The organism is Natronomonas salinimetallica (assembly GCF_013839515.1).
GTDB lineage: Archaea > Halobacteriota > Halobacteria > Halobacteriales > Haloarculaceae > Natronomonas.
Genome location: NZ_JACDNQ010000020.1, coordinates 1 through 14,040 on the forward strand (window position 1 = coordinate 1; position 14,040 = coordinate 14,040).

13 protein-coding genes and 1 pseudogene are annotated in these 14,040 nt (G+C 54.3%); 8 read left to right on the forward strand and 6 right to left on the reverse strand.

Annotation, left to right across the window (positions count from 1 at the left end; translation table 11 throughout):
• The first annotated feature begins 380 nt into the window (after positions 1-380).
• Positions 381-1,544 carry a hypothetical protein gene (locus HZR14_RS13325; RefSeq protein WP_181693370.1) on the forward strand — a complete coding sequence of 388 codons (1,164 nt, stop codon included), beginning with the start codon at positions 381-383 and terminating at the stop codon, positions 1,542-1,544.
• Between the two features lie 15 nt (positions 1,545-1,559).
• Here HZR14_RS13325 and HZR14_RS13330 read toward each other — a convergent pair whose 3' ends face one another.
• On the reverse strand, positions 1,560-2,420 hold the full coding sequence (locus HZR14_RS13330; RefSeq protein ID WP_181693371.1) for a hypothetical protein: 861 nt from the start codon (positions 2,418-2,420) through the stop codon (positions 1,560-1,562).
• 131 nt (positions 2,421-2,551) lie between these two features.
• Here HZR14_RS13330 and HZR14_RS13335 point away from each other — a divergent pair, with 131 nt between their 5' ends.
• A complete protein-coding gene (locus tag HZR14_RS13335; RefSeq protein ID WP_181693372.1) occupies positions 2,552-3,307 on the forward strand; it encodes a DUF429 domain-containing protein in 756 nt (251 codons plus the stop codon).
• 51 nt (positions 3,308-3,358) lie between these two features.
• Here HZR14_RS13335 and HZR14_RS13340 read toward each other — a convergent pair whose 3' ends face one another.
• Complete coding sequence (locus tag HZR14_RS13340) at positions 3,359-3,676, reverse strand: hypothetical protein (RefSeq protein ID WP_181693373.1); 318 nt, start codon at positions 3,674-3,676, stop codon at positions 3,359-3,361.
• A gap of 103 nt (positions 3,677-3,779) precedes the next feature.
• Between HZR14_RS13340 and HZR14_RS13345 the strand changes: the two genes are divergently transcribed.
• Complete coding sequence (locus HZR14_RS13345) at positions 3,780-4,106, forward strand: hypothetical protein (protein ID WP_181693374.1); 327 nt, start codon at positions 3,780-3,782, stop codon at positions 4,104-4,106.
• A gap of 33 nt (positions 4,107-4,139) precedes the next feature.
• Entirely contained in the window at positions 4,140-4,604 is a 465-nt protein-coding gene (locus HZR14_RS13350) for a hypothetical protein (protein WP_181693375.1), read from the forward strand.
• Positions 4,605-4,758: 154 nt separating this feature from the next.
• Here HZR14_RS13350 and HZR14_RS13355 read toward each other — a convergent pair.
• A pseudogene (locus HZR14_RS13355) lies at positions 4,759-4,938 on the reverse strand (IS5/IS1182 family transposase); the annotation flags it as partial.
• Positions 4,939-5,234: 296 nt separating this feature from the next.
• Between HZR14_RS13355 and HZR14_RS13360 the strand changes: the two are divergent.
• Both HZR14_RS13360 and HZR14_RS13365 read left to right on the forward strand, forming a co-directional pair.
• Positions 5,235-6,680, forward strand: a complete 1,446-nt coding sequence (locus HZR14_RS13360) for a ribonuclease H-like domain-containing protein (RefSeq protein ID WP_181693376.1) — start codon at positions 5,235-5,237, stop codon at positions 6,678-6,680.
• A gap of 2 nt (positions 6,681-6,682) precedes the next feature.
• Positions 6,683-9,217, forward strand: a complete 2,535-nt coding sequence (locus tag HZR14_RS13365) for a DEAD/DEAH box helicase (RefSeq protein WP_255479278.1) — start codon at positions 6,683-6,685, stop codon at positions 9,215-9,217.
• 139 nt (positions 9,218-9,356) lie between these two features.
• Here HZR14_RS13365 and HZR14_RS13370 read toward each other — a convergent pair whose 3' ends face one another.
• Positions 9,357-10,349 carry a hypothetical protein gene (locus tag HZR14_RS13370; protein WP_181693377.1) on the reverse strand — a complete coding sequence of 331 codons (993 nt, stop codon included), beginning with the start codon at positions 10,347-10,349 and terminating at the stop codon, positions 9,357-9,359.
• Positions 10,350-10,664: 315 nt separating this feature from the next.
• Here HZR14_RS13370 and HZR14_RS13375 point away from each other — a divergent pair, with 315 nt between their 5' ends.
• Together HZR14_RS13375 and HZR14_RS13380 are read left to right on the forward strand one after the other, a co-directional pair.
• A complete protein-coding gene (locus HZR14_RS13375) occupies positions 10,665-11,294 on the forward strand; it encodes a hypothetical protein (RefSeq protein ID WP_181693378.1) in 630 nt (209 codons plus the stop codon).
• A gap of 64 nt (positions 11,295-11,358) precedes the next feature.
• The gene (locus HZR14_RS13380) at positions 11,359-12,798 is read left to right on the forward strand and encodes a hypothetical protein (RefSeq protein WP_181693379.1); all 1,440 of its coding nucleotides are present in this window, start codon (positions 11,359-11,361) and stop codon (positions 12,796-12,798) included.
• A 50-nt stretch (positions 12,799-12,848) separates the two neighbouring features.
• On the opposite strand, the gene HZR14_RS13385 is transcribed toward HZR14_RS13380, so the two are convergent.
• Both HZR14_RS13385 and HZR14_RS13390 read right to left on the reverse strand, forming a co-directional pair.
• The gene (locus HZR14_RS13385) at positions 12,849-13,160 is read right to left on the reverse strand and encodes a hypothetical protein (protein ID WP_181693380.1); all 312 of its coding nucleotides are present in this window, start codon (positions 13,158-13,160) and stop codon (positions 12,849-12,851) included.
• Entirely contained in the window at positions 13,157-13,543 is a 387-nt protein-coding gene (locus tag HZR14_RS13390; protein WP_181693381.1) for a DUF8122 domain-containing protein, read from the reverse strand. The genes HZR14_RS13385 and HZR14_RS13390 overlap by 4 nt, the downstream gene beginning before the upstream one ends.
• Between the last annotated feature and the right edge of the window lie 497 nt (positions 13,544-14,040).

Genomic DNA, 14,040 nt, shown 5'->3' on the forward strand with positions numbered 1-14,040 from the left:
CTCTTCGAGAAGTTCACGAAGAGACTTGGATTTGCTAAATCTTGGATCGACAAATTCCTGGGTCCCTATTTGCAAAAATTATCTTGACCATTAAGGCTCGCCGCCTGCTCCCCCTTCTCTGGACGTATCCAGGAGAGGCATCGCCGTCGTCACCTGACCAAGGGAGTAAGATACCATAGTTTTGACCCTTTGATGACCGCCGCTAGTGGCAGCCACTGCATCTTCTGAGCGCAAGAACCGCTCTTTGACGCCATGAAGCCGTTAGTTATCGACCCTACCCCGACGCTGTCTTGCGTTCAACAAGGCATAAATAGTTCGAGGTGGCGCTTCGGGTATATGGCTTTTTGAAATGGCGTTCTGTTAGTACATATCGATACACTATGGCAGAGAGCCCCATCGTCGTGGATCCTGGCCGTGAAAACCGGCAGGACAAACTGCCTTACCCGATTGTTCAGTACCCGGCTCATTACGGTGTGTTCATCGGGTTCAAACCGGAGTCGGATGGCGATCTCCATTTTTGCAGCTGTGCGAAGGACGCGATCCGGAACTACATCCGGTGTGAAATGGAGAACCCTGCTGTCTCTGGCCGTACACCATCAGTTGAGAACATTCTCAGTCGGAAATTTCCCGAGGATACACTTGACCAAGTCACGGATACGGATGTTGATTCACCGGACGCCATCGTCAATGAACTGAATTTTGCCGATCAGCTCTGCCACCGCTGTAACGGTGTCGTCCCCGAATACCGGTACTGTCACGAGATGTACGGCACTGTCTTCATGCAAAAATACGGCTGGTACGTTAACCAGCAACAGTATGAATACGGAGTCTGCGGCGGGAATGACTATCTCCACGACGTCCTTTTCGAAGATATCACCGACATCGTGGACGATGGCTTCCGGGACCGCATTGACCGATTCGAACGCCTCCAGGACAAAAAATGGGAACGCGAACGGGAAATCCGGGATCAGAAAGAGGAAGCGATTGACGAGGTCCGCGACGAACTGCCGGATGATATCGACCGGGAGGAGCGGTACCGCCGGATCCGCGAGGTTCGGGAGCCATACGAAGAGATGGATCCACTACCCAGTGACGAAGCTGAGGAATTCGCGGAGCTGCAGGATCAGTTACAGGCGGATCACAAGGAGATCATGGACACTGTCGAGAACGAGGTTCGGCAGGCGTTCGGCCACTATAAGAAGGGTAATCGGTGGACTAGCGAAACCATCCTCTACCAGTTCGTGGAATCGAACTATCCTGATCACACCATCAAGCGTCACTACCGGCCGGACTTTCTCGACGGACTGGAGTTGGATATCTTTCTGGAAGAAGCCGAAGTCGGGATTGAATATCAGGGAATCCAGCACTACGAGGCAGTGGATCATTGGGGTGGCGAGGAAGGTCTCAAACAGCGGCAGGAGCGCGACCAGAAAAAGAAGGAGCTGTGCGACGAGCACGATATCGCTCTGGTGTGCATCCGTCACGACCAGGAATTGACGGACGCACTTATCGAACAGACAATCGACCCGCTAATCGAGGAGTAATGGTGCTGCGTGGTCTCAGGCAACGGTCGATCCTTCTTCAGAGGATCGTTTGTGGTGGTATCGGAGGCTTCCCACGACCGCCATACCGAACAGGAATCCAGTGCCATGCGCCACAATATTCGTCAATCCGCCGCCGGACGTGATATCTGACGGGAGCGAAGCAGTAAATCCGAGGATACTCACGAGGATCGCAATCACGAGCACTAAACTCAGTTGGCCGTTTTCATTACCCCATTCGGATAGCTCCGCGGCTGATGCCACGAATGAGGTTCGCGTACCGGCAAACATCACGACGAGGACGAATACGCCCATACTGACGACCACGATCCGCTCGGTGAGGATACCGAACCCCAGCATCAGATACCCGAAATAAAGTCCCATCGACAGCACGGCAACCGGTTCCCGCTGTTTCTGAGTGAACGTGTGAAGGATGGACATAAGCAGGAACCCAGCCAGAGCGCTAACAACCCCGGAAAATCCCCGGTCGTTCTGGATTTCAAAGCCCAAGATTTCATAGAACGCAAGGTAGCTACTGGCGCTGATAATGAATGGACTGATCGCCAGGATGATGCCCAATCCGAGCCAGAAGTGGCGTTCCTGCTCACAGTAGATCTGAAGGATCCAGCAAGGGAAGATCAAGAGTAAGTAGCCCACGAGGTTGCCGATTAGGTGGCCGTCACTTGGTCGATGGTCGTGGACAAGTGCGTTCGTCCAGAAGTTGTGGAGGCGCGGGTTAGTGTGGTCGAGGACCAAGGTCTGTTGGAATGAGAGGGGGGTTCCGTAATAGATGGCTGTTAGTACGGCGGGGATTACCAGGAGGACGAGAATTTTGAGGACGTCCCGGTAGGTGATCTGAGACGTCTCCGGCAATTCCATTATCCGTCAACAAGACATCTGTTCGCATAATAGTTGTTGATTGGTTACAATTTAGCATCTGGAATCGCTTAATTATCCCTCAAATAGCGTTGGACGCGTACCATGAAGTGCTGTCACCGACGAATATAGATATGACATATGTTGGCGTCGACTGGGCAAGCGGGTTGTGGGTCACCGTTACACTCGGTGACGATATCAGTATCACGACCCACCCCTCGATCCTGAACGTCTGGCACGACTACAAAACGTCAGCCGAGGCGATACTGGTGGACATCCCGATTGGTCTCCCGGAATCAGGCACCCGTGCCTGTGACCGTGCTGCGAAGTCGATGCTCAAGGATCGATCAAGCACCATCTTCTCAGTCCCGGGCCGCGATGTCGTCGAAATCGATGATTACTGTGACGCCAGGGAAGCCAACGACGATTCGCTCGGTAGCCAGAGCTGGTGGCTGTTCCCCCGCATCCGTGAGGTTGACGTCTTCCTCCAGGAGGTTAATGGCGCAATCAACCGCATCTACGAAAGTCACCCCGAGGTTTGCTTCGCGGCGCTGGCCGGCGAGTCACTCCAGTCGAAGAACAGTGAGGCCGGTGTGGATGATCGAGTGGCACTGCTCAAAGCTCTCGACGAGGATCTCCACGCAGAGGTCAGGGAGTTTGTTGATGAGCGCCGGGATGATGCGGCGTGGCACCATCACATCTCGAAGGGTCGGATTGACGATGTCGTTGACGCGGCCGTCTTGGCTGGCACTGCTGCGAAAATCGGTCTGACTGAGAGAGACAGCCGGGCGGACTATCCTGCGCTTCCCGAGACCGGGGACAGACCTCCTGAAGATCCAATGCTAGACATTCCGATGGAGATTGTCTTTCCAGGTGGAGACGTCTCGTAGAGAATGGAACAAACGCTCGATACTCTACGGTTGGAGAGACACTACCGGGAACTAGATTTCGAGATATGTCTTTGTTTCTTCCCATTGCTGTAATTCGTCTTTGAGCTCTTCGATTTTTTCGTCGGCTTGGTCTGCCTTCTCGCGGACTCGCTCGACGTGTCTTGATACGGTGCTTTCTTTGATATCGTATTCGCTGGCGATGTACATTTGTTTCAGGTCGTAACGGACGGAGAGTTCCCACATTGCGATTTGTCGTTGTGTGAGCGCTGTTTTGGTAGCGAGATCTGCCCAGTTCTCCTTGTTCGTCTGTCGAAGCGCTTCAACAGCCTCACGTCCATGTCGAACGGAATCCTCGGGTTTCGGACTCATACTCGTGTTATTCGGCACAGAATCATATACTTTCTTGTGCTGGTTAGCACCCATCGCGCTTGGGTTAACCCTTTTTAAACATTATCAACTATCACTATATGCGATGCAACGAATAATCGACCGAAAGGTCTACGACACGAATAGTGCGGAACGAATTGCCAAGCATGGAGCCATAGTAGACAAGGGTGACTTCCACGCCCTCGCAGAAACGCTGTACAAAGACTCGAACGGTGAGTACTTCCTGCATTGTCAAGGCGGTGCGGCTACGGAGTACGCCGAACAGACCTCGAATGGGACAACGTACGGTGAAACGTTAGAGTTGCTCACGAAAGAAGAAGCCCTCGACTGGTGTGAGAAACGCGCTGCCAGCTCAGAGACAGTCCTGGAGGAGTTTGCTGATCTCATTGAGAACGTAAACACCGCAGAGTAATACCGGCCAACCTACCTCCCACTCATACCAAAAATGCAACAGAACAACCTCGACAGCAACGAAGACGACCAGACAGCACAAAAACGGGCGTTATCAGAGCCGATTGACGCGGTTATCGGCGAGATCGAGAAGTCATTCGATGGTATCGCTGCGATCACACTGAGACACCCACTGCCGAAAGAGGAGATGCACTCGATGCAGATCGTAGTCCATACTGACGATCAAGACACTCCAAGGCTTGATCCGATGCAGCACGTCACGGTCACCGAAGCGGTGATCGATGTCAAAGATGGCGATCAGGTTGGCATCCTGTATGACATCCACAGCAGTTCGGACAACCCTGCTGCAACAGAGACCGCCAACATAACGCCAGTGTATCGATCTGACGAGATTGAATATGCTGAAGCGATCACGGTTGAAGACGGGCTCAATCGTCTCCGATGGAAACTGGGGAAGACAAGAAATGAGATTCAATCATCACAACAAAAGAAGGAGTGATCACCAACGCGACGCAGAGCGCGCTGAGAACGGACTCCGATAGAGAGTCCGAGTGAACGATTGTCGACACGAACAAATCGCATCCAATGCGAGGATGGACGGCTTTGTTGAAATCCTATTCGTTCTGCTGTGTTGAATAGATGCTGAAACACGGTTAGAGAGGCTCACAAAGTGGTTCTATGTTTGAGATGGCGAACATCAAAACAATTTTGCGGAACTGGCGATACCAGCCGAGCGCTCGTACGGCATCGCCGAGCGAGCGCTTTGTAGTCGAGTAGTATGTTTCAGTCATCCACCGCTGAGAGTAGCCCTTCGCTTGGTTGAGTGCGTTATTGTCGGTATCAAATCTTATTATATATCTCGCTTCTGTCGATGACGACCTCTTCTAACCACTTTCACGACGCTCTTCGAAGCTTCATATGCTCCCGGGCCCACGTATCAGTTGAGATGACCAACGAGCCGGATTCCACTCGGCACTCCGACTCCACCTCTCCACCCCGCTTCAGTACTGACGGTGGTGGAACGGGTCCACAGCTCCCGGCGTTGCCACCTCCAAACGAGTCACCGACTCGAATCCTTGCGGTTTCAGGTGGCGCGGTAAGCAGTTCTCACCGCGGAACCATCTCCGCGATGGTTGATAGCTTGGGCCCTGATGTGCTCGTTGCGACGGATCCTCAGGCGAACATCGTTGGTCCGGCACTCAATCGGGAATTCGATCTCGATATTCTCGAAGTTGGCACCGGAATGCGGCCAGATGTCGCGGTTACAGACGACAACCGATGTGTCGTCGTGGCGCTGCCAATGGGTGAAGACCCGCTCAACCCGGAGCAGATTGCGACCAGGGTTGAGATGTCCTCAGTGGGAGAGGATCCGGTTGATTTAGCGACGACTTCACAGATCTGTCTAATGGACCAGACCGTCTCGCTATCCGTCGATCCGTATGCCCGGTCAGCAACGCTTGACGGAGTCAGTAGCTATCGCGGTCGCGTTCCCGATCAGTGGTGGACGGCGCGTACAGTTCATCTTTCGACGGCGCTACGGGCTGGTTTCACGACGACACAGAGTCATGGAGACGATGGTGACACGCAGTTCGTCGGTGTCGGAACATCGAACGCCGATCTCGGTGTCGGTACGACGGCCGATACGACACAGGCAACGCTCGTTGCGCTCTACTCGAATGGAGCCACCGACGTCTCCGAGGTTGATCCACAGAAATTCGGCTTGCGTGGCGTGCCGGAGATCGGACCAACACGTTTTGAGACGCTGCGTAACGCTGGAATTACTACTGTCGATGCGCTCGCTGACACTCCGCTCCGGCAACTCACCGAATTGTCGGGGCTTGGGCGAACCTCTGCGAACACGGTCCAGACAGCCGCCGAGGCACAGTCCACGAACACCGTCCTCCCGACAGGTGATGACTCGCTACCCAACCAGGAGCCGGTGTTCATCGACATTGAGACAGACGGGCTGAATCCATCGACGGCGTGGCTGATTGGAGTTCTGGACGGCGGTCCTGAGGACGGTCACTACATGAGCTTCCGCGAACAGGCGGTCGGTGACGGGTCACACTTGAAGGCGTTTATGACCTGGCTCACCGGTGCCGCAGCGGGCCGGCCGGTCGTCGCTTGGAACGGGTACCGATTCGACTTTCCGGTGATCACCGAACAACTCCAGCAGCACCACCCCGATATCGTAGAGGCTTGGACCGATCGCTATCAGTTCGACGCGTTATGGTGGGCTACAAAAAAGAACGGCGGCAACGCAGCACTTCCTGGCCGGACGAACAAGCTCGAACATGTCGCCTATGCACTCGGCTGGGAGCCGTCGACGAACGGGATCGACGGGGCCACCGTTGCCAAGCTGTACACTGCGTATCGAAGTCAGGTTGCTGGGGAGACGGACGCCGGCTCCGTTGCTGAACCGGACTGGGACCGGTTGGAACGGTACTGTGAAGACGATGTGCGAGCGCTCGCTACGATCTATGAGCATCTCGAAGCAGCTGCGCGACAGGACTCGGAAACGAAGACGCCGACCGGGGAAAACAGCTCACAAGGCTCGCTTGCCGATTTTTCCTGATTATGACTGACAACCATTCACCTCGACCAGAACACGTGACTTCAACCGACACGCCGATGCTGATGCCTGACGGAGGGACTGCTCGCCACCGTGACATCCTTTCCGAATCACAACTCAAGGAATCGTTTCCGGACTGGCGTGAACAGATCCGGTACAGTGAGCGACTTGACGCTCAGTCAGCTGAGACCGTCGCTCCCGAGAGCGTTCTTCGGGGTCCGCTCGCGTCACGGCTCGGCCATGATCTGTACTCGCATCAGGCCGAGGCACTGGATCTGCTCGGAGGCGATGAGAACGTGGTCATCACGACGTCAACCTCATCCGGGAAGACGCTAATCTATCAACTTCAAATCGCACGGAACCACATCGACAACGACGATGCGACCGCACTCTGTCTGTTCCCGACGAAAGCGCTCACGAACGACCAAGAGCAAGCACTGAACAATCGCTTGCGCGGTGAGTTAGACCTCGATACCCACATCGGGACGTATGATGGTGACACCAAAGATGAGCGTAAGCGGACTGTTCGTGAGAGCGCGAACGTCATCCTCACGAACCCGGCCGGGCTGAACGTCTATCTACCACGTCACAACAAAGATCGCGGGTGGCATCGGTTCTACAGTAATCTTGAACTCGTGGTGATTGATGAGGGACACGAATACGGCGGGGTCATGGGGACCCACGTTGCGTGGATCTTGCGGCGGCTCCGACGCGTGCTCGCCCATTACGGTGCGGACCCGCAGTTCGTGATCACGACTGCGACGATCGGTAATCCGGCTGCTCACGCCTCCACATTGACCGGGGCTGAGTTCAGCGTCGTTAGTGAGGACGGTTCGCCTCGTGGGAATCGTGATATTGTGTTGTGGGAGCCGCCGCTCGATGAGGAGGCCCTCGAAGGGTATGATGATGGCAGCGGCGACCTTATGGAGGGATTTGAACAGGCTCGTCGATCCAGTGCGCGTGAGGCGTCCTCCGTGACGGCGCACTTGGCGGTCAACGGGATCCAGACGCTGCAGTTCACGACGGCCCGTCAGGGAACGGAGATTGGCGCAAAACAGACGATAGAGGCGGTCCGCGATCATCCGCGTAATGAGTACATTGACGTCGAGCCATATCACGCGGGCCTTGGCAAGCGGAAGCGCCGAGCCGTGGAAAACCAGTTGAAAAGTGCTGACCTCGATGCGGTCATCTCGACGAACGCGCTGGAGTTGGGGATTGATATCGGGTCAGTAGACGCAACGGTGACGGACTCGTATCCGGGGACTAAACAATCTTTCTGGCAACAGATCGGGCGGGCGGGCCGCGGGACGAGCGACGCGCTCTCAGTCCTTGTCGGAGGAAAAGACGCGATGGATGCCTATATTCTCGATAACCCGGGGTATCTATTCGATGACGACACCGTTGAGGACGCGGTGGTCTCTATCGACAACGACCGCGTCTTCGCGGACCACCTGCTCGCGGCGGCCGCAGAGCGCCCACTGACGGCTGAGGATGCGCCGTATCTCGGTGGCGAAGATCGGTTCCGGGAAATGACTGCCATGTGGCAAGACGCCGGGTTGCTTGAACAGGCAGGAGATCTTGACGCTGGCGGTGTCACCTATGCCGGGGACCGACGTCCCCAGAGCCGGATCTCGTTGTACGGAACGACGGGTATTGATTACGAGGTGGTCTGTACCAACGGGGAAATTGAACACGACCCGGTCGCTACGGAACGAGCCTACCGTGACTACCACGAGGGAGCGTTGTTCCTCCATGCGGGCCAACAGTACGAAGTGGCCGAAGTTGACCATAGCCAGCCCCACCCGCGAATTCACGTCGAAGAGGTAGCTACCACGCACTACACGCAGACGCTGTCGACAAAGCAGGTTCAGAATCTCGACGTCGCAGACCACACTTCACTGGCAGATGGCTATGATATCTACTTCGGGACAGGGACGGTGCGGATTACCTATGGAAGCTACATGGTCCGTGACTACCGGACGGGTGAACTCATTGACGGACCGCTTCCGACCGAGACACCGCCGCTTGATTTACAGACCGAACTCCTGTGGGTCTCACTGCCCGAGGACCATCTACAGACGACGATTAATGCTCTTGATGCGCCGCTCTTAGAGCCAACAGACCGAGCAGGAGATGATCCACGAGTGCCAATGGAACAGGCCCGGTACACGTACGCCGGTGGGCTCCACGCCGCTGAACACGGGATTATCCAGCTTGCGCCGCTGGAGCTGATGATCGATAATCACGATATTGGGGGGCTCTCAACGCCGTCACATCCACACGAGACGATCCCTGGGCCGACATGGTTCGTTCATGATGGAATCGACGGTGGGATCGGCTTCTCAAAGGCGATATACGAGCACATCGAGACACTGGCTGCTAGGACACATGACCACATTGCGGACTGTGAGTGCGGCCGTCGCCGAGGGTGTCCGCTCTGTGTAATGAGCGAAGACTGTGGGAACAACAACGACCCGCTCGATACTGCGACCGGGACGATGATCCTCGATGATTTGCTGGCTGCGTTCGATCCTGACTAATTCTGACCGTCCATCGTCGCTGAAACTTTGAGCGCGGAGCATCGAGATACGGTATGTCACTCACCGAATTTGTTGGTCCGCAAGCGGTCCGTGACCGGATCAGTGAGACGTTTTCGAACGAGGGGAAGCTAGGCCAGCGCTATTGTAGCAATTCAAATAGTGGATCAATGTCAGCAACGGTGTAGTGTCGGAGTAATTCGTGTAGTGCTCGATATTCAGGTGCTGATTCCGACTGCTCTGTGAGTTCTAAATATCGCTGTCCAAAATATGGAATATCTACATTGTAGACGACTGGGTCGTCCGGATCACCATCGAACCGAGGATGGTCTTTCCGCCATTCTGCGGGGTTAAGGGAGTGTTTGTAGATGTCCCAGTGAGTTTCGTTGACATCGGCGTTATCTTCGAGACTTCCCCAGGGATCCAAATTGGTCCACTCATGCTCTGTGAAGAGACTCCTCACCCGAGTACCGAGGTCTGGTTCGATTTCTGAGAGTCTTTCCGCTCGCCCGACTAAGTGCTGGTGGTCAAAATCTCCTTTGAAAGTAACTAAATGAGACGGCGCATGTGACTCGACGTACTCGCAGAATTGCTGTAGTAACGCGGCCTCTGATACGTCTGTAGTTCCAGATCGAAAGAGGGTTCGGGACGTCCCTGGGGCTCCCTGGTATGGCGCATAACCAACACCGATACAGAGTAATTCAAGGTGGTCTGAATTGTCAAATTCGAATTCTGCTTCTGGGACGGTGGAGATCGTTTCAATGTCGAGTGCAACAACACCTCCTGTTTGCTCAGTGCTGTCGATTGCTGTGTTGTCTGACTCGTCTTGATCGACAGAGGATGGGGGTGATTCTAGATACGTTACTTGAATGTCACCATAGTTTGATCCCACATTGACGTTCCCATTGTAGATGTCTCCAAGCGCATCCTCAAGTAGAATCCACTCGTTCTCTCTAAATTCAAAGGCTGAAAGATCGCCATCCCATATCTTCAGGAGGAACTCTTGACCTTCTATGTCTTGTAATTGGACCTGTGTGTTCCCATCGTCGAAAGTACGATGCTGTAGTACCTGAGCCGCGATGGAGATCGGTTCTCCATCAGCGATATCCTCTTTCGTTGTCTGTGGAATGTTCATAAAGGATGCTCTGGTGGCCGTCTTGTATCGCTGATTCATAAAGTGAAAGTAAAAAAGAATACTCATGTCTGGGTATTCCAATCGGTATCTGTTCTATGACTGATTGTCCCTCGGAATCCTCACTGGTGGTGAACGCCACTCAACAGCAGTTGTCGCAAAGCCCGTTCACTGCTGGGGTCGCAATCGCACCGTCTCAGCGTGAGGAGGCCGAAGGTGGCTACGATATCGCGTTCGACACTGCTCAAATCTGTTTAGTCGGTTACGTCGCAAAACTGCTGGCACAATTCATAGGGCAGGCTGCCGAGGATTCAAAATATGGACCGCGAAATGCTCACGGAGATCGCTACACGGTACCCGTGGGCGAGTTGGGCTGTGTGGGACGACGAATTCCCTGACGGTGACTGCGTTGAGAAGCGCCCCGAGCGCTTGGTCGAATTCGTCCATAATCAGGCTGAGGTGCTGACTCCCGACATCGTCCTCATGGGGTTGAACCGATCTGGTGACCTCCCAACTCCCTACGCGAACTTCCACGCGCCAACACGGAAGCACTACGATTACCGGCTGAAGGAGTTTATCCAAGACAGTGGACTGAATCGGCTCCAAGGGGCGTATATGACCGACCTTGTGGACGAAGTAGATCCGGACAGCCAGAACGTCAAGGTAAGCGACGACGATGCCGCGGTACTGTTGAAACAGTTGCGCTTGCTTGGAGAGTCCGAGTACCACGTCGTGTGCTTTGGGAACAAGCCGTTCGACGGGCTGGTTGACTACTTCGATACCGGGGTCACTTCCCGCCCACCTGATCTCAAGCGAGTCACGGTCGAGATTGAGGGACTAACACTCTTCATCTACCGTGTCTGGTTCTACGGGCTCTACGGCGCAAACCAGGACAAGGTGGATGTACTCAAGCACCAACTGCAGGAACTGAACGAGCAGATTGCCTGAACGGACGCGACGATATCGCTTGATGCGGGGAGGTTTCATATGGCTTGAAGTCGCGTGATTTTGTATGTCTACGGACGCTCCATATCCTGAGGTACCTGAACCGGTTCTGGATCAAATGGTGGAGCTGTTGTTTCAGGATTCGAATCCCTATGGGTTCAAATCGATCCTGTATCCAGGATGTGGGAAAGGAGAGACCATCGACGCAGTCCAGCGGTATTGTACTCAAAAATCCACGTATGAGATGCCGAAGGGGTATGCTTTTGAGCAAAACAAGGAACTGCTGGAAGAAGCGAAAGAAAGGTTCAGTGAGGAGTCTGTCGAATTCTATCAGCAAGATTTTCTGAGTAATCTCTCAGAGCTACCGGTAGCAGAGTTTGATTTTATTCTCAGCAATCCCCCAACCGTTCCTTGGGAGGCATTATCGGCAGAAAAGCGGGCTGACTATGCCCAGCGATTCACGACAATCACTGAAGGCCAGACTACGGTTCCATCTGATTTGATGTTTCTTGAACAGGCACTTGGCTTACTCGGTACGGATGGTGAGCTTGTGTTCTTGATGCCTGAGACAGATATTGTGGCCGAAAATGGAGAGTTCTTGAACCGGCAGTTAGGCACACATAACGTCACTGGCGTTGAAACACTGGATCCAGATACTGAGTTCCCTGAAGCTGCGGTTTCACATATTATCGTTGGATTTTCGAACTCGTCAGTACGGGAAGCGGCCCCGTTACCATTTGACGCAATCGAGCATGAAGCAAAACTCCCAGAGATTTTCGAGATTACTGCTTCGGATTTGATGACATCTCCGGTGGATACGGTTCCTTATGAGAAGGCTGCGGCAACAGCGTATATTGAGTTGATAAAGAACGACTATGACGCCACAGTTGTTGTGGATAGTGCTGGTACATCTTGTGGATATCTCTCTCGTGCAATGTTGCATACGAGAACCGAAGGGTCGGCTGGTGAGGTTGCAGCAGAGTTTACGCCGGACGTACTTCTTGCACCAGATACCTCGGTGGAGACGATGCTTTCGAGATTGAATGAGAATCGGTTCCAGTTCATAGGAACGCCTGAGAATATCAGAGGGATACTGACCCGATTCAATCTCAACAAGATGCGTCTGTACCTGCATTTGTTTACGAAGATTGCCAAACTGGAATACGGACTTAGAGCGGCAATTCGAGAAGTGGATGGATGGGAATCACAGACTGAGACGACCATCTCAAGCACCGCGAAACGACATCTCGTCCAAGATCAGTTGTCGCTAGCTACTCTCGGAGAACTGATCGATATTGCGGAAGACACCGGGGCAGCACCGAATCCAGGACTCGACTGTGAATTGGACGATGTTGACGATATTAGGAACGACGTGTCACACTACAACCCATTGGTCTACACAATGGCATCTGAATCGTCTGGGCAGCACGAGCGAACTGCCATGCAACTTCATCAGCAGTACGAATTCTTGGACGCCTGCATTACTCAACTTGACACCGAAGAGTAACAAACGGATCCAATCGGGTGCCTTCCGGGAGGAGCTGTGGAGTGCGAGTGCTACTGATCGTCCGGGTCGTAGATTTTCCGGATCCACGCCCCTTGTGCGAGTTTCAGTTGGATTTCTTCGCCGTCATCCCACTGGTTGTCGAAACCGCCGAACACGTAGCCACACCCTTCGTCAAGCGTGATATCGTCGTTGAACACCACGCAGGGTCGTTCGACATCACCTCGATCGGTGTTGCCGAGCATGACTTTCTGTTGGGGTGTGTGGCTCCGGAGGTCGATGGTGTAGTTGACGAACGCTCTAGTTTTGACGAATCCGTGTGTGCCGTCGAACTCGTCGATGTGGATGAATGGCGGGCTGCTCATCGGTTCTCACCACCGTGAATGACGGTGACCTGCCCACAGGTTTGGACGGCGGGTTGTGGGTCACCGCAGGATGGACAACGTGTATCGGTGATCGGGTCTATGAGGTCATCGCAGTTGTCGCACATCACGAGGTCGGTTTTTTGAAGCCGGCCGTCGTTGTGGAGGACGGTTCGCAGCCAGCCGTCGCGGACGAGCAGGAGTGCGTCTGTGGGTTCGTAGAGCCGGGCGTGGCTGCACTCGGCTGCGGGTGCGTCGACGGGTGTGGCGACGCGCCACGCTTCTTCGATCGGCCTGTTTGCGGGGGTTCGTTCGTGCCACCGGTCGCGGGCGTGTTGTTTGATCAGCGGAAGATACGTCTGGTCGAGGTTGGTGTGTACGGACATCTCTCGAATGGGTTATGGAGTAGTACATCGCCGTCTGGAAGCCAGTGGCTGCGAAGCAGAGAACACTGAACGCTGACCAGCGTTGCCACTGGCCGCGTCGATATGTGCTATGGTGACTGAGGCCCGACGAAGCAGCACTTCGACGAGGACTGATTCCTCTCGGCGATGAGCCGAAGGGCCTCTAAGGGGTGTCGCTGGCTAACGACGAGAAACGATGCTTTCGGGCGCGAATTGCGCGCACGGACTAAGATACCCTTTCGAAGGGGTTCACCTGACAGGCCGAAGCCTATCGGCTATTCCCGTGCGTGATGGTTACGAAGCCCCCTTCGAAGCCAAAGTGGGAATCTGAATAGACCGACCTCTTCCGAAGGGGGCTAAATCCTGCGATAATTCACGCGTTAACTGGCAGCCAGGCCGTCTTCCCGCCTTATGGCGGATCCGACGACCGACGACCCTCAACACGCATATTGTCGCAGGGAATACTTAAAGAATAATTA

Bases quoted from the DNA above. Each gene is read 5' to 3' on its own strand.
- HZR14_RS13380 (WP_181693379.1), top strand. From the start codon at position 11,359: ATGTCTACGGACGCTCCATATCCTGAGGTACCTGAACCGGTTCTGGAT.
- HZR14_RS13345 (WP_181693374.1), top strand. From the start codon at position 3,780: ATGCAACGAATAATCGACCGAAAGGTCTACGACACGAATAGTGCGGAA.
- HZR14_RS13370 (WP_181693377.1), bottom strand. From the start codon at position 10,349: ATGAACATTCCACAGACAACGAAAGAGGATATCGCTGATGGAGAACCG.
- HZR14_RS13340 (WP_181693373.1), bottom strand. From the start codon at position 3,676: ATGAGTCCGAAACCCGAGGATTCCGTTCGACATGGACGTGAGGCTGTT.
- HZR14_RS13360 (WP_181693376.1), top strand. From the start codon at position 5,235: ATGGTTGATAGCTTGGGCCCTGATGTGCTCGTTGCGACGGATCCTCAG.
- HZR14_RS13330 (WP_181693371.1), bottom strand. From the start codon at position 2,420: ATGGAATTGCCGGAGACGTCTCAGATCACCTACCGGGACGTCCTCAAA.
- HZR14_RS13325 (WP_181693370.1), top strand. From the start codon at position 381: ATGGCAGAGAGCCCCATCGTCGTGGATCCTGGCCGTGAAAACCGGCAG.
- HZR14_RS13335 (WP_181693372.1), top strand. From the start codon at position 2,552: ATGACATATGTTGGCGTCGACTGGGCAAGCGGGTTGTGGGTCACCGTT.
- HZR14_RS13375 (WP_181693378.1), top strand. From the start codon at position 10,665: ATGGACCGCGAAATGCTCACGGAGATCGCTACACGGTACCCGTGGGCG.
- HZR14_RS13350 (WP_181693375.1), top strand. From the start codon at position 4,140: ATGCAACAGAACAACCTCGACAGCAACGAAGACGACCAGACAGCACAA.
- HZR14_RS13365 (WP_255479278.1), top strand. From the start codon at position 6,683: ATGACTGACAACCATTCACCTCGACCAGAACACGTGACTTCAACCGAC.
- HZR14_RS13385 (WP_181693380.1), bottom strand. From the start codon at position 13,160: ATGAGCAGCCCGCCATTCATCCACATCGACGAGTTCGACGGCACACAC.
- HZR14_RS13390 (WP_181693381.1), bottom strand. From the start codon at position 13,543: ATGTCCGTACACACCAACCTCGACCAGACGTATCTTCCGCTGATCAAA.